We start from the raw sequence: 23,381 nt of genomic DNA, 5'->3' as shown, positions 1-23,381 counted from the left end.
GCAATGAAAAGTCAATTTATATACCTGGTTACCCTGATCATCTCAGTTGTAGTGTTTACCGGTTGTGGTAACAACTCAGCTGAACCGAATAATGAAGAACAAACCGAACATGAAGAACAAACCGAACATGAAGAACACGCTGAAAGTGAAATGGCAACTGTGCACCTCTCTCAATTAAAATTTGAAAGCCTGGGGGTCAAAATAGATACGCTTCCTACCCGCGTTTTATCGGGCATAGTTGAGGCTAATGGTCAATTGGAGGTGCCACCTCAACACGAAGCAACTGTTACCGCTATTCTTGGCGCAAATATTACTTCCATCAAGGTAATTGAAGGGGATAAGGTACGTAAAGGTCAAGTTTTGGCATATCTATCACACCCAAATCTAACACAGCTTCAAACGAACTATGTGAAGGCTTACAGTCGATTACAATACCTGGAACAAGAAATGCAGCGACAGAAACGGCTCTACGAAGAAGAAGTTGGGTCAGGAAAAACCTATCAGGAAACATTGGCAGATTATAAGGGAATGAAGGGAGAAGTCAAAGGATATGAAGTCCAACTAAAACAACTTAGCCTGAATGTTTCTAAAGTTCAGGAGGGGGATATTTACCAGTATGTACCCGTAATTAGTCCCATTGATGGTCATATTGAGAAGGTGCTGATACAGGTTGGGCAGTTTGTAGAACCCCAAACTAAAATGTTTATGATTGTTAATACAGATCATGTGCATGCCGACCTGATGGTGTTTGAAAAAGACGTTTACAAGGTGAAGAAAGGCCAAAAAATTTCCTTTACTATAACATCCGTGCCAGACTCTCAGCTTACCGCACAAATTTACTCTGTAGGTAAAAAGTTCGAGCAAAACCCCAAGGCTATTCACGTTCATGCTGAAATAACTGGAAAGGAGGACTTTCTCCTTCCAGGGATGTACATCAATGGGAGAATCCATACAGGAGAAAAACCAGTAATGGCTTTACCTGAATCAGCAATCATAGAAGAGGAAGGTAAGCCCTACATTTTCACTACAGAGGTTCGTCAGAAAGATGGAGAGACAGAGTGGAGCTTCAACGCTGTTGAAATTCGAACGGGTTTAATTGATGAAGGATGGGTGGAAATTAAATTGCTGGAGCCTCTTCCCGATGGGACTAAAGTCGCCTGGAACAATGCCTATTACCTCATTTCGGAAATGAAAAAAGGAGAAACAGAACATGAGCATTAATAAAACCACATTTCATATTAAGGACATGGATTGCCCCTCTGAGGAGCAAATGATTCGGATGAAATTGGAACCTCTTAGCCAGGTAAAGCATTTAGAATTTGATATTCCCGCACGTAAGTTGGAAGTCTTCCATCAGGAGGAAGTGCAAGCTATACATGAAGCTATTAGTGAACTCAACCTCAATGATCGACTTGAGGACACATCAGAGGCAGAACTTCCTATAGGAACCGATGATTCACATCAGCGAAAGATATTGTGGTGGGTGCTGGGTATCAACTTCGGATTTTTTGTAATCGAAATGACCACCGGATGGATTTCCCGGTCTATGGGGCTAATAGCTGACTCGCTGGATATGCTGGCCGACTCTATAGTCTACGGACTAAGTCTCTTTGCTGTCGGAGCTGCTATTTCACGTAAGAAAAAAGTGGCAAAGATCAGTGGTTATTTTCAGATGGGCTTGGCTTTGCTTGGTTTCTCAGAAGTACTCCGAAGGTTCTTTATCGAAAGTGAAACACCACTTTTCCAGTGGATGATTATCATTTCAACTCTGGCTTTAGTAGGCAATATGGTCTCGCTCTGGCTGATCAACAAGGCTAAAAGCAATGAGGCTCACATGCAAGCCAGTGCCATTTTTACTTCAAATGACATCATCGTCAACGGAGGGGTAATACTGGCTGGAGGGCTGGTTTATTGGCTTGATAGTAAATGGCCTGACTTGATTGTTGGTGGTATTGTCTTCGGTTTCGTAATGCGGGGAGCTATTCGAATTTTAAACCTTTCAAAGTAACCTATGAAGCTATATACAACAATACCCAAAACGCTGAAACCCTACTTCGATCAAGAACTGAAGGAATATAAAAGGCACTTGGACTCAGGCAACCTTCAAACCGCATGGTGTCATTTAGAGCGAGCGCATATCATCGGTCAAGCATACCCTTACCGTCATAGTTATGTACACTGGAAAATGCTTTTGTTCGGCATTCGAATCAAAGACACCAAAGAAGTGATTGGCCAGATTCCACGTCTTTTGATTGGAGGGGTTAAATCATTTGTGGGGAAGATCCCCGTGGGCAATACAGGTGGGGCAAATATTCCACCATTGAAACCCCTACCGATTTCAGAAGAATTACTATCGATTTTCAAAAAAGCAGGACTAGAAAACTATGGGACATAACCACGATCACTCACATAACCATTCAGAAGGCAATGTAAAAGTTGCTTTCTTTCTCAATCTGAGTTTCACCATTATTGAGATTATCGGAGGGCTTTACACCAACAGTTTAGCTATTCTTTCCGATGCGTTACACGATTTGGGAGATAGCTTGAGCTTGGGGCTATCCTGGTATTTTCAAAAGCTATCCAAAAAAGGCAGAACCAAAACATTTTCTTACGGATACAAACGCTTCTCATTGCTTGGCGCAATTATCAACTCCATTGTACTAGTAGCAGGATCTATATTTATCCTAACCAAAGCGATTCCAGAGTTATTCAATCCCGAAGAAACCAATGTGCAGGGAATGCTATATCTATCAATCCTGGGGATTGTGGTCAATGGTGCTGCAGTACTCAAACTCAGAAAAGGTGAATCTTTAAATGAGAAAGTTGTCTCACTACACCTGCTGGAAGATGTTTTAGGTTGGGTAGCAGTTCTCATCGGTAGTATTGTGATGATGCTCGTTGATGCCCCTTTTATCGATCCATTACTTTCTGTGCTCATTTCGCTCTTCGTATTGTACAACGTTTATAAAAATCTTAAAAAGAGTTTATTAGTCATACTCCAGGGCATTCCCGAGAAAGTATCCATAGACGACATTCGGCAGAAGCTCAAGGATATGGCGGAAGTAATTGACATTCACGATTGCCATGCCTGGTCAATGGATGGTCAATACAATATCCTGACCATACACCTGCAATTGGACAAAGACTACAAACTATCTGAGCAAGCCAGACTAAAGGAAACCGTACGCTCTAAGTTGAAAGACGAATCCATCAATCACATCACTATTGAGTTTGAAGGACAAGATGAGCATTGTGGATTGCAAGACTGCTAAATAATTCTAGCAATACTGTTGTGCCAAAATATACCCCTGAAGAAATATTAGCTAAGTATCCTGAACTACAGACGAAACTAAACTGGAGAAAGCAGGATATAGGCATATTTCTCAGGTGTAAGCTCGTGAGAGGATATTATGACAGTAAAAGGAGAGTGACCGTAATTGATGAAAGGTCACTAGTTGAACTGATGGAATTTGCTAACGATAACCTGGATAAACAGAAAGTGGATATTTAGTTTATGTCAGAATTATTGCTTTTATCGGATGCAGAAGTCTCCTTTTGCATTCTATCATAAATCTTGTAACACTCTTCTTTTGAGACAGGTTGCTTGGCCTTAAGCGAGGTGTATAACACCTCAACCGCCTCTTCTCTCTCCTCTTCCTTTGACTTTTGACGTTTCATGATGGTTTTTCGACTAATCGTGAATTTAAATATACCAAATGGATTTTCAAATATTGATCAAAAAGTTACTAATAAGTATGAATTAATAAGTGGTAACAAATGAATAGGATGGCTTATTTATTTGCCGGATGTCCAAACACGATGAATTCACAAAAGAACATCTAAAAAAACTAGGAGACCGCATAAAAACTCTCAGGATCTCAAAAGGTTATACGAACTACGAATATTTCGCCTATGAACACAATATTCCCAGGGCGCAGTTTGGCCGATATGAACGAGGTGAAGATTTACGATTTAGCAGTCTGGTGAAGGTTGTTAAAGCTTTCGGCATGACATTGCCTGAGTTTTTTAGCGAAGGATTTGACTAGAAAATTTTACCAATCAACGATTTTTTTCTGTCCAGCACTATAGTGTATAGACTGTCAGCTTTGGATCCAGGGTTGTCAAACTTAATTTCTGCCACTGCTCGTTTTCTTCGCAATAGATTAAAAGGTTTCTTTCCGGGTCTTCTGTAATAGTAGAAAATATCAAAATTGTGAATCACCTGATAGTTGGCCATCAAAGTATCCAGATCGGGAACATAGAGGCCTTGAAATTTCAAATCAGGTTTGTCAATCAAAAATTTCTTTGCGGGAATAGGAATCATGGCTTTAGGTTGTTCCATTAAATAAACAGTATCAATTGAGCCAGTTTGAAAAGTCCCTGCTGTGGATGATCTGACTGATGAATAGCTAATCAGATTCCGCTTCAGGTTGCCCACTTCCTTTCGAATGGTTTCTTTGAGGTTGGATTCTAAAACCAACTTAGCGTTGGCTGCATCGATCTCTGCAATCTGCGCCCTTGCCCTGTTCTTTCCTGATTCGTCTCTCCAGATTTGGATCTCTTTTCGACTGATCTCATAAATGTCCTTATAATCTTCTGTTTTAGACATCTCCCTCCTTAACAAGTAAGAAAGTATGATGATCACGAGCAGTTGAACGATCCAATAATATTTCCATACGTACCTCAGTGTAGTCAATATCATAATCATGGGGTGTTGGTTTTGGTTGACTTATCCGCTTTGTCTTTTAGCTCCAGCTTGATCTCATACAGTAGTTTGGTCACTTCATTGGTATGCTTCGTCACTTGAAGTATCAGCTTCTCATGTGAGTTTTCCAATCCGGCTCTTTTCTCCTTTTCACTGGCGATTTCAAATTCAAGTTGCGCCAATTTTACATTGACATTAACCCAAAGACCGACTATGACTATGAGTAAACTGATCGAGCTCATCAATAGATGCCCTACATTCAAAGTCGTATTCAATCTTATGGATGGATCTATATTATCTTTATTCATCGCCTTCTTCAATAAAATCCTCCTGCAATAGCTGACGTGAGTGAATGTTATACTGAAGGCCTGTTTCTCCATACCGATTTTTGGTTGCAACAGCATAGTTATTCCTGAATGTGTCATCCACTTTCACTACCTCCAGGTTAATTCCTGCATCGAAAAGAGGAGCTGTGCCACCTCTAATCGTTCCCTGGGTGGTACGCTGAAAAATCACAATAAAGATGGTGTCAGGAAACTCTTTTCTTAGTTTGTCAAACAAGGAAGAATGGACATTGAGCTTGTTCCAGCTATCAATGATCACCACATCAAAATCCTTGGCTGATTTCCGGATGGTCTCAAATCCGTCAGGCAACTGATCCGTGATGAAAATTTTGTCTTGATTTGAAGGATGCACATATTCCTCTCGCATTCTTCGTATCAGATCAGATCGCTTGCCAATCTCCAGCGAGAATACCGCTATACGATTGCCTAGTGCTGCAAAAGCGTCAGCTAATTGATAACCAAACCGGGTCTTACCGCCACCCTGATCTCCCTCAAGCGTGATAGCCAACTCAAAACGCTCCAAATCACCTAGTAGTTTTCCTAAGTCTCCCGGCAGCTTAAAGGAATCCTCAGACGGGTCACTTTGTATGTGATCCATCGATTCGAAGATGGATGATTTCTTTGGGCTTCTTATCTTGGCTGCCGAAGCATCCGGAATACCATCTAAGGTGGTGGGTTTTTGACATGTTGTAAGCTCTGCTAACCAATCCTTGCTGATTTGAACCTTGATCTGTTCACCATCACCAAGCATGTTGTATTGACTGATGAGTTTGTCCTGAATTTTCTCAATGTGTCGTGCATACAGCGATGATTTTCGGATTTGCTTTTTGATGATGGTTCGTTGCAAGGATTGAATGAACCTCCCTATCTCTTCTCGAGTCAACGTTTTGTTATTGAGCTTTACAAACCGGGTAATAAAGGATACATCTCTGCCAGTATTCGATCTCCTTCTTTTTTGGCTGAGGTGTTCATTGAGTCTTGTTAGATAGAGGTCAATGGATTCTTTGATCGTTTTATCCTTCTCATACCAGTCTCTTGCCTCCATCAAAAAGTCATGACCTTCCTGAAACACTTTCGGCAGCCTTGAAAGATTGATCTGCTTGATAGACTTGTTATAGTTGGAAATGGAGATCATAGAGTAATGATAGGCTCATTTATAAATGAGGTTTCTGCTTTCTTCCCGTTTGTTCTTAATGAGTGAGGGCAAGTTTGATCTTTATTGATCTTGCTTTTAGCTGGAGTAGCTCATCAATTCCGTCTAACTCACTTCTCAAAGGATAACTAGCTGTTAGCACTTCGATCTTGACCTTATCTGTTTGATGGGTTACGGATATACCGGTGCTTTTTTCAAGTGTATACCACTTGTACTTCTTGGTATACTTCTCTAAAATTTCTGAGGGATAGCTACTCAATAGAAATTTACCCTGTATGCTCGATAGTATTTTTAATAGCTCTTCAAAATCCTTTTCCGAATACCCTTTATAATGACCCATATTGGAATTGAAATAAGGAGGATCGCAGTAGAAGAAACTGTCCTTAGTATCCCGACTTTTGATAACCTGTAAGGCATCATTGTTTTCAATATCTACCATACTCAAGCGTTCGTATACTTCTTGGTTAAACGCGAGCTTCTTATTCACAAATCGCTTGAGTGTACCATTAGATTTTCGCTCATAAGCATAACCTCCAAAGACTCTAGCTGAAAAGCTCATATTGGTTTGTACCCAAAAAGCCCAGGCTCTGGTAATCTGATCATGCTTTCCTGTTTGTTTCAGGATGTCATGAGTCTCTCGATGGATTTGCCTGCTATGAGGGGTAGATCGAATCAGTTTCTCCAGCTTTTTGAAATCAGAATGGCAGACCCTGTAGAAGTTGACTACTTCACCATTCAGATCATTGATTACTTCCATCTCAGAAGGTTCCTTGCCAAAGAATACTGCGGCTCCTCCTACAAATGGCTCACAGTAGAGTTTATGATCTGGAATTAGAGAAAGAATCAAGCTCACTAATCGCTGCTTCCCACCATAGTAGGTGATGGGTGTTTTTACAAAATCCAAACCTTCGAGTGGTGATTCTTTCACATTCATCTCTAGACTCTCTTTGATATTCTGCCCGACTGTTTTCACTACTGGTACACTCACAGCATTTCCCAATAGCTGGTACCTACGGCTGTCGCTGATCTCTTTTACTTCACCATCAAATAATCCTTTACTTGTCCAGCCATCAGGAAAGCCCTGTAGTCGCTCACATTCCAGTGGTGTGAACCTGCGGATGGTCTCCATATTGGTGAGTAGGTTTTCACGTTCGGTATTGGTGGTCAGTGCCCCGGTAATACCATCTTCCCTCACTTCAAATTGGCGTTCCCTAAAGGGTGCATAATCGATCCCCTTTTTTTGATTGATCCTTCTGATGGTCTTAGCTTTTTCGGTCCGGACAGAGCGCAAAGGATGCCATTCATCCAAAATGAGATTATGGTCATCTGCCTTAGTAATGCAATTGGCCACTCCATCCTTTCTCACGTTGAGATTCTCACCTTTTTCATACTTCTTACCTCGAAGTGTAAGGATGTAAGGGGAGTAGTTACCTGACTCGCCAACCTTAGTGTTTATTGTTGGAGCAATATTGGCTTGTGTGATGCTTTCATGGCTTTCTTTAACCGCTTGATTGTTCTCTCCGATAGGAAATACTTGGGGTCGGGGCTGGTTTCTAAGAGATCCGACAAGGTACACACGCTCTCGGTTTTGGGGTAGAAACCAGGAAGTATTAAGCAGTTGCCATTGGAGGTCATAAACCCCAAGGTCGGCAAACGCTCGCAATACGATTTCAAAGTCTTTGCCCTGGTTACTGGAGAAAAGTCCTTTGACGTTTTCAAAGATAAACAGACGGGGTGCGAGTTCATCGATGACCCTAATTGCTTCAAAAAAGAGCCGGCTCTTTTTCCCTTTGATGCCTTTCCTTTTTCCAGCAATGGATAGATCCTGACATGGAGATCCGAACGTGGTAATATCCGGGTTTTCGATGTTTCCTTTTTTGACTTCTTCGACTGCTCCGACATAAATGGCGTGTTTGAAATTATGTTGATAATTGGCAATGGCGTATTTATCAATCTCACTGAAGTAGTGTTTCCTAAACGAAAGACCAGCATCAGTCAGTCCTTTAGGAAAACCACCAATCCCGCTGAATAGATCGAGTAAAACTAAGTCTCTCATAGTATCAACTCGTCTGCAAATGAATAATGACCATCCTTGGTTACGATGATGTGATCAAGCACTTTAATATTGTGCATGTCACCTATCCACTTAATATTTCTGGTGACCCTGATATCAGATTGACTAGGTTTTAGTTTCCCAGAAGGATGGTTATGTGAAAGGATAATTCCTGTCGACAGGCTTTTCAACGCTACTGCAAAGATCAATCGGGTGTCAACAAGGGTGCTTGTCAAACTGCCTTTGGAATGCTGGTAATAACCGAGGATACTGTTCCGGTTATCAAGGTAGATGACATTGAAAGATTCCTGGGCTTCAATCGTACCACGCTTGTATTGTGCCCTAATAAAATCAGCGGCATCATCAGAGGACTTTACATTGCCTAACACCCTTCGTCCTTTGTTGTACTGAAGTTTGATCTCCGGTACAAGATTAGGCTTCAACTGTTTGCTAAAACCTGAGAGTTCTCCCATCAGCAGCTGGGCTTTAGTAGTATTCCTGTACTTCTTCCTGCCCACTATAGCTTACCCTCTTTCTTCAATTCTTTGGTGGCTCGCTGGATAGCTTTAGTCCAGGCTTCATTTTTCTTTCGGATTTTCTTCGCCCTCCGACTGATCATAGTCACCCTACTGGTGTTGGCTCGTTTGCCTGCAGTGGACTTGCGTTTCTTCTTGTAGATCATCTTACCTTTTTAGGTAAGGATAACAAGAGTTGAAAATGGAGTTTCGGGTTGGTTCGGGATGAGGACTGATTAGTACAATTTTGCGTTCAGTCCCATTTATTAGTACTCAATGCAATCAAAAACTATCACCTAATCAAACAAAGGTTGCTTGATTTTTTAGTATAGTATGTTTCTTAAAATTGTGATTTTTAACAAAAAAAGGAAATGAGTTGATATTATGGATTGAATAATCTCACTATAAAAGGTCACTTCTTTAATAATTTTCACAGATAACTATTTATCTGAATAGTAATAATCCTTATCTTGCATAGACAAAAATTGTCCAGAAACTTAATTTCTAAAATGGTGAAAGAGAGCTTTGGTGAGTATTTAAGGAATCTTCGAGAAGATGAGGATATTCCTATAAGAAAGGTAGCAGCTGCATTGGATATTGATCAGTCCACTTTGAGCAAGTTTGAAAGAGGTGAGAGATTACCCAAAGAAGAAATCATTCCTAAAATAGCCAAATATTTTGAAGTTGATTTTGAGGAAATGAGATTGTCATATTTTGGTGACAAAGTGGTTAAACAAATATTGTTTGATCAAAACGCTGAGAGAATTTTGGAAACAGCAAAAGAAAAACTTGAGTACATAAAAAGTAAAAATTACAACCAAGGAAAACTGAACTTCAATGGCATTTGATCATAAAGAACTTATAGATGAAATTCGGCATCAATATCAAGAGGAAGATAATAATAGGCCTTGGATAGTAGGGTTTAGTGGTGGGAAGGATTCTACACTACTCTTACAATTAACGTGGCTTGCTTTAAAGCAAATTCCTGAACAAATGAGAACAAGGCAAGTCTATGTCGTTTGTAATAATACGCTCGTAGAGAATCCTAAAGTCATTGACTATGTAGAAGGTGTTTTAAAAAAAATACAAGAAGAGGCGCATAATCAGTCTATGCCAATCATTGTGAAGCAGACCACACCTGCACTGGAAGATACATTTTGGGTCAATCTTATAGGCAAAGGTTACCCCTCTCCTAATAACATATTTAGATGGTGTACTGAAAGACTGAAAATCAATCCTACTACCAGATTCATTCTTGAGAAGATCAGTGACTCGGGGGAAGTGATAATTCTTTTAGGAACAAGAAGTGATGAGAGTGCCAACAGAGCCAAAAACTTAAAAAAGAGAGAAGTTAAAGGTAGTAGACTGAGAAAACATGTGTTACCCAATGCCTATGTATATGCAGCCATTAAAGATGTGAAAACGGACGATTTATGGCAATATCTAGCACAAGTTCCATCTCCTTGGAAATCTTCTAATAAAGAGCTTATCACCCTTTACAAAAACGCAAACAGTGGAGATTGCCCATTGGTAATTGATACTACTACTCCATCATGTGGAAACAGTCGCTTTGGATGCTGGGTGTGCACGGTGGTTAAGCGAGATAAATCAATGGAAGCATTGATCGAAAATGGAGAGGAATGGATGGAACCCTTGATGGAGTTAAGGGATCTTTTAGCCGCTTCAAGAGATGATGAAAATGTCAGAGAAAAAAGAAGAAGAGATGGTACGGAAAAAGAGGGACAGCTCGGACCATATAAACCTGAATTTCGAGCGAGATTTTTAGAAATGCTTCTCAAAGGTCAAAAAGAAATTCAAAAAGAACAACCTGATATTAACTTGATCAACTATCAAGAATTGGTTGCCATTCAAGTTTTATGGCATAGGGATAATGTATTCAACTACAATGTTGCTGAGATATATAGCAATGTATTTGGTCAGACTATAGAACTAGAAGGGTCTGATGACCGACTGATTCAGGAAAAGAAAATGTTGAAAGAATCCTGTCAGAATGACGAGGAAGATTTCAAACTCATAAATGAATTATTGTCTCTTCAAAAATCTAAAACCATTTTGATGAATAATAGAGGTCTTCAAAATGATTTGGAGAACAGGCTTGAACAATATGTGAAAGGAAAAAGTATAGCCAGTGATAATTAAAAAGGTTCAATTAGAGGATTTTAGAATTTACAAGGGACAAAATGAACTTGAGTTTTTCCCTCACCCTGAGAAAAATGTTTTTGTTATCTCAGGTGAAAATGGTTTTGGAAAAACAACATTTCTCACGGCATTAGTTTGGTGTCTTTATGGTAAACTAATTGTTGATGTAGATGAGAAATACAAAAGGGAGATTTATGAAGCTGGTGGTTATAAAAAATATGCAGCAAATAATCTAAACAGATCAGCGAATGAAGTAAAAAAGTATTCTGTGAGTATTACTTTATCAGAGATATTCATCCCTTCAATTCCATGTCAGGAAGTAAGAATCACAAGAGTCTTTGACCTAGAGAAAAAGGAAGATCATGTAGAAATTCTGGTGGATGGAAGCCCAAACGAGTTAACTAAAGAGGTTGGTTCTGAAATATTTATCCATGATTTCATCCTTCCTAAAGAAGTGGCCAAGTTCTTCTTTTTTGATGCCGAAAAAATAGTCTCTCTGGCTGAAATGAAGTCTATCGAGGATAAGCAAAAACTCAGTAAGGCCTATTCTGAAGTATTGGGTATTAAGAAATATGTGGATTTAAAAAACAATCTGGAAGACTTACGACTAAGGTTTACAAGAGATTCTGCTACAAAAAAAGATAGAGACAGGTTTGAAGTACTTCAAAAGGATATATACAAACTACAAGGTTTAGTTGAGTTCAATGAAGAACAAATAGCCAATCTTTTAGAAGAAAAAGAAACGAAGAGGAGGCAGTCAGAACAATACCAAGAAAAACTAATAAGAGAAGGTAACTCCCTTTCGGTAGAGGAATTAATTGATATAAAGAAACTAAGAGATAGTCTATCTGAAGAAGGGAAAAGAATTCGTTCAAAATTGAAGGAACTACTGGAACTTGCTCCTTTCGCAATAGCAGGCACCAAGTTAAAGCAAACACAAGCTCAAGTGTTGAACGAATCCTTGAACAGTGTGAACAGAATTGACCCTATCTCAATAAAAGAAAAATCGGAAAATATCATCTTGAAATTGAGCGAGAATGAATTAAAAAACATTGATGTAAATACTGAATCAAAATCAAAATTCCTAGATGCCCTTAGCCAATACATAGTGAGTGAATTCTCAGCTAAGAATGAAGGTCATAAAGTCCTGTTAGAATTCAATGATTCAGAGCATAATGAATTCATGGCCATCTGGGAAAACTTAAGGCACTCATACAGCAATCTCTTCAAAGAATTAATTAAAGCGGATAAAAGCAATAAAGTAGCCTACAATAAGGTGATTAGAAAAATTTCGAATGCTGAATCCAAAGAAAATGACCTCTTAGTCCAAGAGATAAGGCGTGAAAAGACGATTGTTGACAAGCGCATTTCTGAGATAGATAAAAAAACTGCCGAACTAAACCAAGATATAGGAGGACTACAGAAAGAGGTTGGGGTTCTTTCTCGTCAAGTATCAGAATTATCAAAGAAAATCCAGCTTGATGAATCTGACAAGCAGAAGGATAAAAAAGCACAGAAGCTTATTGACTATCTCGATGATTTTATTTGCAAGCTAAAGGCAGATAAAAAAGAAACACTTGAAAGGCGAATAAAAAAGGAACTCAATCGACTGATGCATAAAGTTGATTTCATAGACCAAGTTGAAGTCGATATTGATGGAGAAATAATAGACATAAACCTTTATGATAGTGTCGGAGAGTTAATTTTGAAAGAGTCTCTTTCAAAAGGTGAGCAGCAACTTTATGCCACTTCGATACTAAAAGCTTTGGTTGATGAGTCAAATGTAAAATTTCCAATTTTCATAGACAGTCCGCTTCAGAAGTTCGATAAAAGGCACTCGAAGAATATCATTACTGATTTCTATCCTAACATCTCGGAACAAGTTGTTTTGTTTCCTTTGCTTGAAAAGGAATTGAGTATTGAAGAGTATCAGGAATTGTTACCTAATATCAACAGCGCCTTCCTGATCAAGAACAAGAACCATGATAGTTCCGAATTCCAAAAAGTATTGCCTCATAAACTTTTCGAAACATACAATGAGCACGTTTACTAACATAAAAACCTCTGGCGACAACAAGGTAAGGGTAACGGAGCTTACCCGAAAGCTTCAATTGGGGCCGGAAAATGTTATTGCCAGAATTGCACTTACTTATTCCTTGTCCAAGGATAGATTGCTAAAACTAGAAAACATTCAAAACTCTTCTGGAAAAGAGTACAGCAAAAACGTTTTGTTTGGAACCAATTCCAACCATTATATAGCACTAATTTGTACTCACTATAACCTTTACAAGACTGACAAAGACGTTCCAAAATACATCAAGATGCACATTGACGATGGGTTGGAATTAATAGAGGAAGAGATAAAAGAAAACCCCAACCTGAGTGGATTTGATTTTTTAGTGCAAAAAATTGATGAAGGTCTTAAATCCATCCAATAAATGCTTCGAGATGCAGACTTTAGGATGGTTTATGCCACTGGTGAGGATGAACCCATTGCCTTCTATATTGAGGCTTTAATGGAAAGTCACAATTTGGATTTGGGGCTTGGTTTTTTCAGCTCAAGTGGCTTCAAGGTTCTGAGCCATGGTTTTGCTTACTTCTTGAGTAGAGGAGGAAAAATGAGGTTAATAATTAATAATATTCTTACTCCTCAAGACAAAGAAGCAATAGAAAAAGGACAGGAAACTAGCACTGAACGGCTAATTGAGGATCGTTTAGTTGCAGATATCATTTCCCTTCAAAAGACCTTATCGAAACAAGATCAACATTTTTTCAATTGTTTATCCTGGTTAATTTCAAAAGACAAATTATCCATAGTAGCTATCGTACCCAGAAATAACGCTATTGGAATTGCACATCAAAAGTTTGGGGTTTTCAGTGATCAGGCCTCTGATAAAGTCGCTTTTACCGGATCATTGAATTTTTCGGAAAGCGCATTCCTCTATAATGTAGAAACAATCAGTTGCTATCGTTCATGGACGACAGAGAATGAACGTGTAAACTATTACAATACCTTATTCAGAAAAATATGGACAGGACAAAATAGCTCAGTCCAATTCATATCGATTGATAAAGTAAAAACACATATCACTTCTTCTTTTCCTACATCGGGTATTGATGAATTACTGAAAACAGAGCTTTCGCTAATTGAGGAACAATTGAATGTTGAGATTCCAGGTGTAGAAAAGTTAAAACAGCTACAGGGAAGAATCCGAAAAAGTAAACTTCTAAATACGAGAGATACAAACGATATCAAACCTAGAGAATACCAGAAAGAAGCAATTGCCAATTGGATCAATAGTGGATACAAAGGGTTTTTCGAAATGGCAACAGGAACGGGAAAAACCTTTACAGGTCTATTCGCATCTCTTTCTCTGAAGAGTAAGAATAAGAAATGCTTTCTCTTAATTCTTGTTCCAACGATATCCCTTGGTGAACAATGGAAAGAAGAAGTAAGAAAAGTAGGTTATCAAAATATTTTAATGGTTTCATCTAACTACTCTGGGTGGGATAAGCATTTGGCTAGCAGTATCAACGCTTTTAAGCTAGGGGCAGTCGACAATACGGTTTGTATCAGCACTTACGACTCTTACAAAACAGACAAGTTCCAGCTTTACATTGATAAACTCCCAGCAGAAACTTTGCTTATTGCTGATGAAGCCCATGCTATGGGTGCTTCTCAGATGCTTCAAAAAATGCCACATGGTATTAAATATAGACTTGGCCTATCAGCCACACCACACCGACATTTTGATGACTCTGGAACATCCAGGCTATTAGAGTTTTTCAATGCAGAACACTTTTCTACCTATCAATTAAACCTGAAACAAGCCATAGCAGACGGACATTTATGTCAGTATAAACTCTACCCTCACTTTGCCACTCTCAATGATTCTGAATTCGCAGAGTATTTATCAATTACTAAAAGAATTGCTAAAAAAATACATTTAAAACAAGGGGAATTTGAAGAACAAGACCCTCATGTTGAGAAGTTATTAAGGGATCGTAGAAATATATTGAACAAAGCGGAAAGTAAATTGGTAATTCTTAATGAAATTATTGAATTTATCACTTCGTCTGAAGGTGAAGTCAAACATACATTGGTCTACTGTCCAGAAGGAAGTACTCCTGAAGAGGATGCTAGAATCATTGATCATTACGGAAAGTTTTTGGGACTAGAGAAAGGACTAAGAATAGGAAAGTTCGTGGGAGAAACGTCTCCTGAAGAACGTCAGAAACTTTTAAAAGATTTTGATGAAGGAAAAACACAGTGTTTACTGGCTATGAAATGCCTGGATGAAGGTGTTGATGTAAAACAAACAAAAACAGCTATATTCTTAGCCAGCAGCACGAATCCAAGGCAGTACATTCAACGGAGAGGCAGGGTTTTAAGAACTCATAAAAAGAAAAGTTTCGCTCACTTACATGATATTTTGGCAATACCGCCCGAGTTACAAGAAAGTGAAGAAACATTACGGGTGGAGAAAGCTATTCTCAATCAGGAATTGCGCAGATATCGTGAATTTGCTGATGATGCCTATAATTATGTTGAGGCAGTAGAACCATTAAAGCCGATACTAGAAAAATACGGATTAGAATTATGAGTAACAAATACACCCAAATATATAATGAGCTGATGTCTCGGTTTTCGACTGATGGAGAAGTAGAAGAATCGACCCGAAGAATTGTAAGTCAAGTGGTGATTGCTGAACTAAACAAGTTGAGTTTAAAAAGGCCTCATAAGATCAAAGAGGAGATAAAAGATATAATATCTAAAGAAGCTAAGAACCTCAGCTAATTTCTGCCATGAAGATTTCACAAATTACACTAGAAAATTTTAAGTCCTACCGAGATCATCAGGTAGTGAAATTTTCAATTGATCAGGACAAATTCATTACAGTGATAGAAGGGCAAATGGGCCATGGTAAATCCAATTTGTTAAATGCCTTTTACTGGTGCCTTTTTGATCAATATTGGGACAGTGACAAACATGAACTTCAAACATCTCCTGATCCGAATACCGTTTTTCTGTTTAATAAAGGGGTTCTGAAAGAAAGAAGTAGTGAGGGAGAGCATGTGGATATACTTGTTGAAATCGAATTTTTCGATGATGATAGCAATAAGTACTTAGTGAAGAGGACACAATCAGGTACTTACAAAAGCAAAGGAGGATGGAATTTCCAACGCCTTTCTCAATTGCTACTGGATAGACGAAGTTCATTAGATGGTACTAATAAAAGCTTTGAAGGTGAATTAGCAGTAGCAGAGATAGAAAACCTTTTTCCTACTTCTCTATCCAATTACTTTCTTTTTAGAGGAGAAAACAGAACCGAATTGGTTCAGCTTCAAGGGAAAACAAAATTCCAAGACGCTTTAGATGAACTCTCCAAGGTGGCCGTTTTTAAGAGAAGTGTTAGGCATTTGGAAGCGGTGAGAGATGATTTAAGAAGAGAACTTGCTGAAGAAGCAGATGACGAATTAAAAACTCAAATACAAGAAGCACTATCCAGTAAAAGTGATGCACAGAAAGTTCTTTCTGACTTTCAGGAGGCATTAAAAGGGCTGGAGAATATCGAGCTTCAAAAAAAAGAAGAGTACGAAAAATATCGTGACCTAATAAAGAAAAATTTCGAAGTTCTTGAACTAAAGAATAAAATTGAAAAAGAAGAAGGTGAAATTAAACGATTAGGTAGCCAACTTGATATCCTTCATGAAGAACGAAGAAAGCTGATTACAAAAAAATGGGGAGGATTACTACTTAAGGATGTCACCACCAAAATAAACCAACGTTATCAGCAAGCGGTCAATTCAGGCATTTATCCTCCTGACATAAAAATCACGCTGATAGACAAAATACTACATGATCTTAGATGTATTTGTGGACGTGATATAGAAAAGGAATCTCAAGAATTTGAATTGATCAACCGGCTAAAGGAGGTGGGATCCTTTGATCACTTGATGGGGGCGATTGAAGCACTGATGGGAGATGTAAATCGTGTGGATAATCTACTTAATCAATACCCTCAAGATATTAAAGCGCAATCCGAAAGAGAACAAAGTATAAGGTCAGAAATGCAAGAACGAAGTACTCGCATAGAAGGATGGAAAAAGAAAATAGGAGATACGAGTGAGACTTTAAAGGAGTTACAGGATAAACAAGATGCTGCCAAAACTGAGCAAGAAAAAACTACTGATAAGATTAAGCAGACCAAAAACCTAATAACTGAAAAATATAATGAAATTGATAAGCTAGAGGGTGAACTGGAAGACTGCCAAAAAAAGCTTGAGCAAAATAAACTTCCATCTATTAAGGCCAATCTAGCTGATAAGGCCTTAAAAGAAATTCGAAAGTTGAAGAGGTTGTATGAAAAGACCATTTACGAGGATTTGGAGAAATACACTCAGGAGCATTGGGATATATTGGTTTATGATAAACTTAATTATGACAAAATTAAGCTGAATTCTGAGGATAACTATTTCGAGGTGTATGATACAGATGGCAACCCGACACGGTCTATCATGAATACTGGGCACTCAATTTTGCTAGTCCTCTCTTTTATTTCTGCTCTTACAAGGCTTGCTAAAGAGACCTGGAAAGAGGAATATCCTCTGGTGATGGATGCGCCTACTTCAGAAATCGGGGACAGTGCTATCCAATCAGCCTTGTCAGGGTTTACTAAAGTATTTAATCAGGTAATTGTCATATTGAAAGATGGAAGCGTTCCCAACGAACTACCCAAATCACTTCAAAACAAAGTAGGCAAACGCTACTGGATTGAGATGGATAAAAACAGGCAACATTCAATAGTAGAACCAAAAGAACTTGTATATGCATAACGACTTTCGATTTTACTACAGCAAACAGTCCCGAGAAGTGTATGAGGAAAACAGTAATGGTGATAAAAAACTATTTCCTCAACGATCCGATATGTTCTTTTGGTGTGTTGCACTAGGTTATAAGCACGCTACAGGTGTTCCTGCTCCAATGCCCGTATCTGAAAAAGGAAGGGGCGAAATCCACTGGGGTGCTTTTGACGATGAAGTTCAGAAACCTTTCCTAAACATGGTAGCTGTTGAAGCCTGCCAAGAGTTTGAAGTATTAGGTAAAAGTAAGGAGAATAATGAACGGTATCGGGAGGTCATTCAAGCTTATGCCGAATTAGGTTTTTCTACGCTTTGCGCACATATGAATGACAATTTTAACGCAGAGAAATTGATGGAGGTTTTAATTGAAAATATGAGTTAATAAATTATGAAAGAGAAGGTTCAAGAAATTTCTGCGATTCCTTCAAAGAGAATCTACTTATCAATCATTGCGGATTATCATTTGCACCTTTCTATTTGTGAATTAATAGATAATGCGATTGACAATTGGATATTCAATGGCAGGAAAAAGAACCTTAAAGTTAATATTGATCTTAACTATGAACAACAAACAATTGCTGTTATAGATAACAGCGGTGGAATTAAGGAAGAGGATATAGGCTTAATTGTTGGTCCTGGGAAATCAAGAAGTTCCAAAGAAGATGAGATAATTGGTGTTTTTGGAGTTGGTTCTAAGAGAGCAGTTGTCGCCATGGCAAAAGACATCAAGATTGTGTCCCGATATCTAGATAAAAAAACCTTGATGATTGAAATAGATGATGCTTGGATTGGAGAGGAAGACAATTGGGATATAGACACTTTTGAAGTAGATCCAATTGAAGAGGGTTCAACTAAGATAGGTTTAAGTATCCTGCGAGAAAAAATTGAAGAGTCGAAACATGAAGAACTTATTCAACGGTTAGGAGAAACATATGCGATGTTTCTTGAAAATGGAAACATAGATATTCAAGTGAACGAAGATTTAGTTTCTCCAACCATATTTAACAATTGGTCATATCCGCCAGATTTTGAGCCTCGAGAAAGTGCAGGCAAAATTAAAATTAAAGGGCGGAAAGAGATAGAAGTATCAATCACTGGAGGCCTTACTAAATCACATAAAATCAGTGACTCAGATGGAGAGGAGTATGGAATGTACTTTTATTGCAATGACAGATTAATTATCAAAGCTTATAAGGGGGATGAAATTGGTTTTAACAAACCATTTAAAATAGGCAAGCCCCACCCTACCTATTCCATAGCTAGGGTTATTGTAAAACTCAAGGGTGAAGTAGACCTGATGCCATGGAATAGCAGTAAATCTCAGGTTGATTTTAAGCATAAAACCTTTTTGGAAATTCAAGAACATATTGAAAGAATGTTTCTTGCTTATGCTGTAACAGCTAAAAGTGCATCAGCAGCAGGGGGTTGGGATGAGGAGGTTTTTAAGTACAGTACAGGGAGTGTAAGAAGGGAATCACTTAATGATATATCCAAATCTGTAAGGATTCATGTACCAGTTATCAAACGAAGATCACGTACCTTAAAATACATTGATCTAATAAAGAGAAATAACAAAGAACTAAATGTTTCAAAACCTTGGGTTGTCGGATTATATGAAGCAGTAATTGCGGTGAATGAGATTAGTAAACTAAATCTGGAACAAAATAATAGAATAAGTCTTCTCGTGCTGGACAGTACGCTAGAAATAGCTTTTAAAGAGTTTTTACTGAATGAAACTGGTTCTAGGTATTCAGAATCTCGAATTGCCAATCTGAATAGAGTTGACCTCCAAGGCGAAGTGAAAAACAACTGTAGAATTAAGAAGGAAGCATGGAAAATAATCGATTACTACTATCTTAAGAGATGTGATTTAGTTCATAAAAGGTCAACTACTCAAATAAGCAACGATGAATTAAATAATTACCGAGAGTACGTTGAATACACTTTAACTAAGATGTTCAATCTTAATTTTTCTAAAGAATAAAGAAGTTGCCATAGAAATTTTACTAAAATGAGTCAGGAAAATACTTTAGTCAGAAGAAGTTTCAAGGAAGAGGTCGAATACCTTGTCTACTTCTATAGATACCTAATTGATAAAGAATGGAAAGACCTGTTGATTTTGGTAGGAATTAATTTCATACTAGGATTACTTCCAATTGCTATAGTCTGGTTTTATGTAATGAGTTTAAATGACTGTCAGCAGCGAGCGTTTTATGGAGATGGTACTGTAATAATATTTTGCTTCGGAGTACTAGTATCATTTACCGGACATCTTTTTGAGTTTAAGAATATAAACGATAATAAAAATAGAATCCTTCTGTACATTTTTCTTATTCCAGTCTATGTTATTGCAATTCTTTTTTTTAAGGAAAGTCAGCTGAATTTTGATAGGAGTTGGGAATTCATTCGCTGGGTGATGTTTGTGTCGACATTACTACTTGTCATTTCATTATTTGTAGTGTGCTACTTGAAATTTTCAATGAAAATTAACTATTCTATTATTCATCCATATAAGGAACAAATACAGCTACAAAAAAAAGAAAGGAAAATGATAAAGCTCAAAAATAAATCAAGTACTAACCGACCTAGGCTATGATTTTTAATATAAACGATAGAAAATACGTAGGTCTCATTTGTCAAAAACTAAAGCAGCCAATAGGCCTATTATATATGACTTGCTTGAGTTGGAAGACACTATATCATGTTTCATTTGCTGATACTAGAGTACTAACCGGGGTTGATGATGATGGGAATGAAATATATCGCGGAATTCAAAGAATTCTTTCCAGCACCCGACAGAAAGAGATTAGAAAATATGTTACTGAGTTCGAATATGCTACTTTTCCCACATCAATAATTATAAATCTACCTCACGAAAAAATCGATCTCGTTGACATCAATGTGTCATTAAAAGCAGTGGATTTTAAGAAAGAGAGAGATATTCATTTTCCAGATGCAGTAGATTTCTTTCTCCAAAATGATAATGAACCTTCAAACCAAACGCTATTGATCTTCCCTTATGAAAAATCTATAGCTCAAATAATAGACGGTCAGCATAGATTGTCAGGATTTAATGTAAATGATGAAATAGAATTTGATTTACCTGTGACAATATTTGTTGATCAGACTGTAGAGAACCAAGCCGAGATTTTTTCTACTATCAATGGTAAACAAACTAGAGTAACATCATCTTTGGTTTACGAACTTTTTGGAATTACGGATAGAAGATCACCCTACAGAAGTGCTCATGAAATAACAAAGATTCTTAATGAGTCTGAAGAGTCTCCCATAAAGCAATGGATAAAAAGACTTGGGAAATCCACCGATCACTACGAGGGATTCGTAACGCAGAGTACGATAAATAAAAATATATTCCAACTCATATCAGGAAATGCAAAACAAGCCGATGAGGATATGATGGTTCTTTCTAGAAAGGATGAACTTACAATGGATACTCCATATTCAAAAAAAACTCCTCCGCTTAGAAAGTATTTCATTCAAGAAGAGGAAGAAGTTATTGCCAAAGTGATTATTAATTTCTACCGAGCTGTAAAACACATATTTACCGAACAATGGAATTCCGAGGAATCTATTTTCAAAAGGACTGTTGGTTTTAACGCTATGTTTAAGGTAATGATTGATTTAATTGAAATTGGTGTAATAGAAAATGACTTGAGTGAAGAGAATTTTATTGAAAAATTGGAAAAGATAGGTGATGTGAACTTCAATGTTCAATTAAGTAGCAAGGGAGTTAATGAACTTTATAGTCAATTTAAAAATCAGATAACAAAATCTGGTGCTGTTAACTAAGGTTTGATCATTTCTCTTAAATTCAAAACAATCCTGTTTATATCCTCGATCACTTTAGTTATGTCAGTTTTCTCGTTAAGCCTTCCCAAACTAAATCGAATAGTCGAATAGGCATCTTGTTCAGAAAGCCCCATGGCGGTAAGCACATGAGAAGGTTCAATTTTGGTGGATGTACAGGCTGATCCATTGGAGACCATGATTGATTTTAGTCCAATCATTATGGCATCTGCGTCTGCTCCTTTAAAACATAAACTACTTACATTGTAAAGACGTTTTTCAGGATGGCCATTCAAAACGGTATCTGGTATTTCAAGCAATTTAGATTCCAATTGATCTCTGAGTCCACCGATAGATACATTGTCTTTTCCCATGTCTTTTTTTGCAAGTTTAGCTGCTTCTCCTAGTCCTATTATTCCCGGAACATTGGAGGTGCCACTTCGCATTCCTTTTTCATGACCACCTCCATGGATAAGTGGAGTAAGCTTGATTCGAGAGGGTCTTCTTTGCCTGACAAAAAGACCACCGACCCCTTTTGGCCCGTATATTTTATGTCCAGAGAATGCCATCAAATCAATTCCCAATTCATCCACATCTATAGGCATTTTGCCGAAAGCCTGAGTACCATCGGTCATCAATAAAGCCCCTGACTTGTGAACGATATCAGCTATTTCCTTGATGGGTTGAATTACACCAGTCTCATTGTTAACAATCATAATAGATACAAGAAGAGTATTAGGCCCAATAGAAGATTTCAATTCTTCCAAATCAATGAGTCCATATTTATCTACATCTAAATAAGTGACTTCAAAGCCATTTAATTCTAAGAAGCGACACACATCCAGTGTAGCTGTATGTTCTGTAGCTGCTGTGATAATGTGCTTGCCTTTGTCTTGGTAAAAGTCAGCAACACCTTTAATGGCCAGGTTTATACTTTCTGTAGCTCCCGATGTAAATACAATTTCATGTACTTCAGACTTAATCAGTGAAGCCATTTGCTCCCTTGCAATCTTAACACTCTCCTTAGCTTGGTGTCCAAACCCATGATTACTAGCAGCATTAGCAAACTGATTAGTGAGAAACGGCATCATAGCTTCCAACACCCTCGGATCGAGCGGTGTAGTGGCATTATTATCTAAATATATTATCTCCTCTGTCATCGGATTGCTTCTGAAATATTATAGCATTATCTTCCAATATTGATAACTATTCCTAATTATACAAAATGTCTGTTTACTTCCATGGTAGTTTTGGACTAAATCGCATTTATATGTCAGGTATTCTGACAGCTTTACTCAAAAGCCCAAATGCATCTCCGGAACAATTAGCGGTACCCTTCGGATACCAAGCCCCTTTTGCACAAAAGTATCGCACTTGGCTGGTTAAAACCGGGATACTTAAAAGTTCAAGGCATGCTGAACTAACTACTTTTGGTGAAGTAATCTGGTCTAATGACCCAAAGCTTCAAAATACAGTTACGAAATGGTTTATGCATCATAAATTGACCTTTGATCAAGAAAATGCTGAGGCATGGCACTTCTTTGTTCAGTCATTTTTACAGAAGAACAGGACATTCACTAAAGAAGATTTGCAAAATCAATTGGCTATGAAAATGATGCCTCACAGCGACAAACATTTTCGTAAAGGAAGTCCAATGGTATCCCTTCGGTGTTGGGCGTGTATTTAATTATGATTATTTTCTTATAGGCAGTAATTCATGTAACTGGTTGATCTTATACTCAGGGATTTTTCTCAGGGTTTGGGTAAGCCACTCTAATGG

25 protein-coding genes are annotated in these 23,381 nt (G+C 37.9%); 17 read left to right on the top strand and 8 right to left on the bottom strand.

Going from position 1 to position 23,381, the window contains the following annotated elements:
- Positions 1-3: 3 nt before the first annotated feature.
- Genes FNH22_RS26705 through FNH22_RS26685 form a run of 5 tightly spaced genes read left to right on the top strand, consistent with a single transcriptional unit; the run spans position 4 to position 3,511 of the window.
- Positions 4-1,221 (top strand): efflux RND transporter periplasmic adaptor subunit, encoded by a 1,218-nt coding sequence (locus FNH22_RS26705; protein ID WP_143401580.1) that lies wholly within the window; start codon positions 4-6, stop codon positions 1,219-1,221.
- Complete coding sequence (locus FNH22_RS26700) at positions 1,217-2,008, top strand: cation transporter (RefSeq protein WP_185154434.1); 792 nt, start codon at positions 1,217-1,219, stop codon at positions 2,006-2,008. Before FNH22_RS26705 ends, FNH22_RS26700 begins: the two co-directional genes overlap by 5 nt.
- Before the next feature lie 3 nt (positions 2,009-2,011).
- Positions 2,012-2,395: a DUF3703 domain-containing protein gene (locus FNH22_RS26695; RefSeq protein WP_143401578.1), complete on the top strand. Its 384-nt coding sequence runs from the start codon at positions 2,012-2,014 to the stop codon at positions 2,393-2,395.
- On the top strand, positions 2,385-3,272 hold the full coding sequence (locus tag FNH22_RS26690; protein WP_143401577.1) for a cation diffusion facilitator family transporter: 888 nt from the start codon (positions 2,385-2,387) through the stop codon (positions 3,270-3,272). The genes FNH22_RS26695 and FNH22_RS26690 overlap by 11 nt, the downstream gene beginning before the upstream one ends.
- Positions 3,273-3,292: 20 nt before the next feature.
- Complete coding sequence (locus FNH22_RS26685; protein ID WP_143401576.1) at positions 3,293-3,511, top strand: hypothetical protein; 219 nt, start codon at positions 3,293-3,295, stop codon at positions 3,509-3,511.
- On the opposite strand, the gene FNH22_RS32160 is transcribed toward FNH22_RS26685, so the two are convergent.
- A complete protein-coding gene (locus FNH22_RS32160; protein WP_185154429.1) occupies positions 3,508-3,678 on the bottom strand; it encodes a hypothetical protein in 171 nt (56 codons plus the stop codon). The two genes, FNH22_RS26685 and FNH22_RS32160, sit on opposite strands and share 4 nt — an antisense overlap.
- A 128-nt stretch (positions 3,679-3,806) precedes the next feature.
- Here FNH22_RS32160 and FNH22_RS26680 point away from each other — a divergent pair, with 128 nt between their 5' ends.
- Positions 3,807-4,046, top strand: coding sequence for a helix-turn-helix domain-containing protein (locus FNH22_RS26680; RefSeq protein ID WP_143401575.1), 240 nt, complete (start codon positions 3,807-3,809; stop codon positions 4,044-4,046).
- Here FNH22_RS26680 and FNH22_RS26675 read toward each other — a convergent pair.
- From FNH22_RS26675 to FNH22_RS32155, 6 genes are read right to left on the bottom strand one after another with little or no spacing between them, the layout of a single operon-like run.
- Positions 4,043-4,708, bottom strand: a complete 666-nt coding sequence (locus FNH22_RS26675) for a hypothetical protein (protein WP_143401574.1) — start codon at positions 4,706-4,708, stop codon at positions 4,043-4,045. The genes FNH22_RS26680 and FNH22_RS26675 overlap by 4 nt on opposite strands.
- The gene (locus FNH22_RS26670; protein WP_143401573.1) at positions 4,705-5,013 is read right to left on the bottom strand and encodes a hypothetical protein; all 309 of its coding nucleotides are present in this window, start codon (positions 5,011-5,013) and stop codon (positions 4,705-4,707) included. Before FNH22_RS26670 ends, FNH22_RS26675 begins: the two co-directional genes overlap by 4 nt.
- Positions 5,006-6,184, bottom strand: coding sequence for an antirestriction protein (locus FNH22_RS26665; protein ID WP_143401572.1), 1,179 nt, complete (start codon positions 6,182-6,184; stop codon positions 5,006-5,008). The genes FNH22_RS26670 and FNH22_RS26665 overlap by 8 nt, the downstream gene beginning before the upstream one ends.
- A gap of 55 nt (positions 6,185-6,239) precedes the next feature.
- Entirely contained in the window at positions 6,240-8,258 is a 2,019-nt protein-coding gene (dcm, locus tag FNH22_RS26660) for a DNA (cytosine-5-)-methyltransferase (RefSeq protein ID WP_143401571.1), read from the bottom strand.
- Complete coding sequence (locus tag FNH22_RS26655) at positions 8,255-8,728, bottom strand: RadC family protein (protein WP_143401570.1); 474 nt, start codon at positions 8,726-8,728, stop codon at positions 8,255-8,257. Before FNH22_RS26655 ends, dcm begins: the two co-directional genes overlap by 4 nt.
- 44 nt (positions 8,729-8,772) lie before the next feature.
- On the bottom strand, positions 8,773-8,937 hold the full coding sequence (locus FNH22_RS32155) for a hypothetical protein (RefSeq protein WP_185154428.1): 165 nt from the start codon (positions 8,935-8,937) through the stop codon (positions 8,773-8,775).
- Between the two features lie 342 nt (positions 8,938-9,279).
- Between FNH22_RS32155 and FNH22_RS26650 the strand changes: the two genes are divergently transcribed.
- The 10 genes from FNH22_RS26650 to FNH22_RS26605 all read left to right on the top strand — a co-directional run bounded on the left by FNH22_RS26650 (position 9,280) and on the right by FNH22_RS26605 (position 21,604).
- Positions 9,280-9,618: a helix-turn-helix domain-containing protein gene (locus FNH22_RS26650; protein ID WP_143401569.1), complete on the top strand. Its 339-nt coding sequence runs from the start codon at positions 9,280-9,282 to the stop codon at positions 9,616-9,618.
- Positions 9,608-10,930: a DNA phosphorothioation system sulfurtransferase DndC gene (gene dndC / locus FNH22_RS26645; protein WP_143401568.1), complete on the top strand. Its 1,323-nt coding sequence runs from the start codon at positions 9,608-9,610 to the stop codon at positions 10,928-10,930. The genes FNH22_RS26650 and dndC overlap by 11 nt, the downstream gene beginning before the upstream one ends.
- Positions 10,920-12,983, top strand: coding sequence for a DNA sulfur modification protein DndD (gene dndD / locus FNH22_RS26640; RefSeq protein WP_143401567.1), 2,064 nt, complete (start codon positions 10,920-10,922; stop codon positions 12,981-12,983). The genes dndC and dndD overlap by 11 nt, the downstream gene beginning before the upstream one ends.
- Positions 12,967-13,368, top strand: coding sequence for a DndE family protein (locus FNH22_RS26635; protein WP_143401566.1), 402 nt, complete (start codon positions 12,967-12,969; stop codon positions 13,366-13,368). The genes dndD and FNH22_RS26635 overlap by 17 nt, the downstream gene beginning before the upstream one ends.
- Positions 13,369-15,534: a DEAD/DEAH box helicase family protein gene (locus tag FNH22_RS26630; protein ID WP_143401565.1), complete on the top strand. Its 2,166-nt coding sequence runs from the start codon at positions 13,369-13,371 to the stop codon at positions 15,532-15,534.
- Complete coding sequence (locus tag FNH22_RS26625; RefSeq protein ID WP_143401564.1) at positions 15,531-15,728, top strand: hypothetical protein; 198 nt, start codon at positions 15,531-15,533, stop codon at positions 15,726-15,728. The genes FNH22_RS26630 and FNH22_RS26625 overlap by 4 nt, the downstream gene beginning before the upstream one ends.
- Positions 15,729-15,736: 8 nt before the next feature.
- Complete coding sequence (locus FNH22_RS26620; protein ID WP_143401563.1) at positions 15,737-17,767, top strand: AAA family ATPase; 2,031 nt, start codon at positions 15,737-15,739, stop codon at positions 17,765-17,767.
- Positions 17,760-18,176, top strand: a complete 417-nt coding sequence (locus tag FNH22_RS26615; RefSeq protein WP_143401562.1) for a hypothetical protein — start codon at positions 17,760-17,762, stop codon at positions 18,174-18,176. The genes FNH22_RS26620 and FNH22_RS26615 overlap by 8 nt, the downstream gene beginning before the upstream one ends.
- Positions 18,177-18,182: 6 nt before the next feature.
- Positions 18,183-19,778: an ATP-binding protein gene (locus FNH22_RS26610; protein ID WP_143401561.1), complete on the top strand. Its 1,596-nt coding sequence runs from the start codon at positions 18,183-18,185 to the stop codon at positions 19,776-19,778.
- Positions 19,779-20,386: 608 nt separating this feature from the next.
- A complete protein-coding gene (locus FNH22_RS26605; protein WP_143401560.1) occupies positions 20,387-21,604 on the top strand; it encodes a DGQHR domain-containing protein in 1,218 nt (405 codons plus the stop codon).
- On the opposite strand, the gene FNH22_RS26600 is transcribed toward FNH22_RS26605, so the two are convergent.
- On the bottom strand, positions 21,601-22,761 hold the full coding sequence (locus FNH22_RS26600; RefSeq protein ID WP_143401559.1) for a cysteine desulfurase family protein: 1,161 nt from the start codon (positions 22,759-22,761) through the stop codon (positions 21,601-21,603). The genes FNH22_RS26605 and FNH22_RS26600 overlap by 4 nt on opposite strands.
- 110 nt (positions 22,762-22,871) lie before the next feature.
- Between FNH22_RS26600 and FNH22_RS26595 the strand changes: the two genes are divergently transcribed.
- Positions 22,872-23,288, top strand: a complete 417-nt coding sequence (locus FNH22_RS26595) for a DUF4007 family protein (protein ID WP_185154427.1) — start codon at positions 22,872-22,874, stop codon at positions 23,286-23,288.
- Positions 23,289-23,381: the final 93 nt, after the last annotated feature.

It is taken from the genome of Fulvivirga sp. M361, from assembly GCF_007097395.1.
Taxonomy (GTDB): domain Bacteria; phylum Bacteroidota; class Bacteroidia; order Cytophagales; family Cyclobacteriaceae; genus Fulvivirga.
Note: the sequence above shows the minus strand (reverse complement) of the source record. Positions and strands in the feature narration are given on the sequence as shown.

Bases quoted from the DNA above. Each gene is read 5' to 3' on its own strand.
- FNH22_RS26705 (WP_143401580.1), top strand. From the start codon at position 4: ATGAAAAGTCAATTTATATACCTGGTTACCCTGATCATCTCAGTTGTA.
- FNH22_RS26695 (WP_143401578.1), top strand. From the start codon at position 2,012: ATGAAGCTATATACAACAATACCCAAAACGCTGAAACCCTACTTCGAT.
- FNH22_RS26690 (WP_143401577.1), top strand. From the start codon at position 2,385: ATGGGACATAACCACGATCACTCACATAACCATTCAGAAGGCAATGTA.
- FNH22_RS32160 (WP_185154429.1), bottom strand. From the start codon at position 3,678: ATGAAACGTCAAAAGTCAAAGGAAGAGGAGAGAGAAGAGGCGGTTGAG.
- FNH22_RS26680 (WP_143401575.1), top strand. From the start codon at position 3,807: ATGTCCAAACACGATGAATTCACAAAAGAACATCTAAAAAAACTAGGA.
- FNH22_RS26675 (WP_143401574.1), bottom strand. From the start codon at position 4,708: ATGATTATGATATTGACTACACTGAGGTACGTATGGAAATATTATTGG.
- FNH22_RS26670 (WP_143401573.1), bottom strand. From the start codon at position 5,013: ATGAATAAAGATAATATAGATCCATCCATAAGATTGAATACGACTTTG.
- FNH22_RS26665 (WP_143401572.1), bottom strand. From the start codon at position 6,184: ATGATCTCCATTTCCAACTATAACAAGTCTATCAAGCAGATCAATCTT.
- dcm (WP_143401571.1), bottom strand. From the start codon at position 8,258: ATGAGAGACTTAGTTTTACTCGATCTATTCAGCGGGATTGGTGGTTTT.
- FNH22_RS26655 (WP_143401570.1), bottom strand. From the start codon at position 8,728: ATGGGAGAACTCTCAGGTTTTAGCAAACAGTTGAAGCCTAATCTTGTA.
- FNH22_RS32155 (WP_185154428.1), bottom strand. From the start codon at position 8,937: ATGATCTACAAGAAGAAACGCAAGTCCACTGCAGGCAAACGAGCCAAC.
- FNH22_RS26650 (WP_143401569.1), top strand. From the start codon at position 9,280: ATGGTGAAAGAGAGCTTTGGTGAGTATTTAAGGAATCTTCGAGAAGAT.
- dndC (WP_143401568.1), top strand. From the start codon at position 9,608: ATGGCATTTGATCATAAAGAACTTATAGATGAAATTCGGCATCAATAT.
- FNH22_RS26635 (WP_143401566.1), top strand. From the start codon at position 12,967: ATGAGCACGTTTACTAACATAAAAACCTCTGGCGACAACAAGGTAAGG.
- FNH22_RS26630 (WP_143401565.1), top strand. From the start codon at position 13,369: ATGCTTCGAGATGCAGACTTTAGGATGGTTTATGCCACTGGTGAGGAT.
- FNH22_RS26625 (WP_143401564.1), top strand. From the start codon at position 15,531: ATGAGTAACAAATACACCCAAATATATAATGAGCTGATGTCTCGGTTT.
- FNH22_RS26620 (WP_143401563.1), top strand. From the start codon at position 15,737: ATGAAGATTTCACAAATTACACTAGAAAATTTTAAGTCCTACCGAGAT.
- FNH22_RS26615 (WP_143401562.1), top strand. From the start codon at position 17,760: ATGCATAACGACTTTCGATTTTACTACAGCAAACAGTCCCGAGAAGTG.
- FNH22_RS26610 (WP_143401561.1), top strand. From the start codon at position 18,183: ATGAAAGAGAAGGTTCAAGAAATTTCTGCGATTCCTTCAAAGAGAATC.
- FNH22_RS26605 (WP_143401560.1), top strand. From the start codon at position 20,387: ATGATTTTTAATATAAACGATAGAAAATACGTAGGTCTCATTTGTCAA.
- FNH22_RS26600 (WP_143401559.1), bottom strand. From the start codon at position 22,761: ATGACAGAGGAGATAATATATTTAGATAATAATGCCACTACACCGCTC.
- FNH22_RS26595 (WP_185154427.1), top strand. From the start codon at position 22,872: ATGTCAGGTATTCTGACAGCTTTACTCAAAAGCCCAAATGCATCTCCG.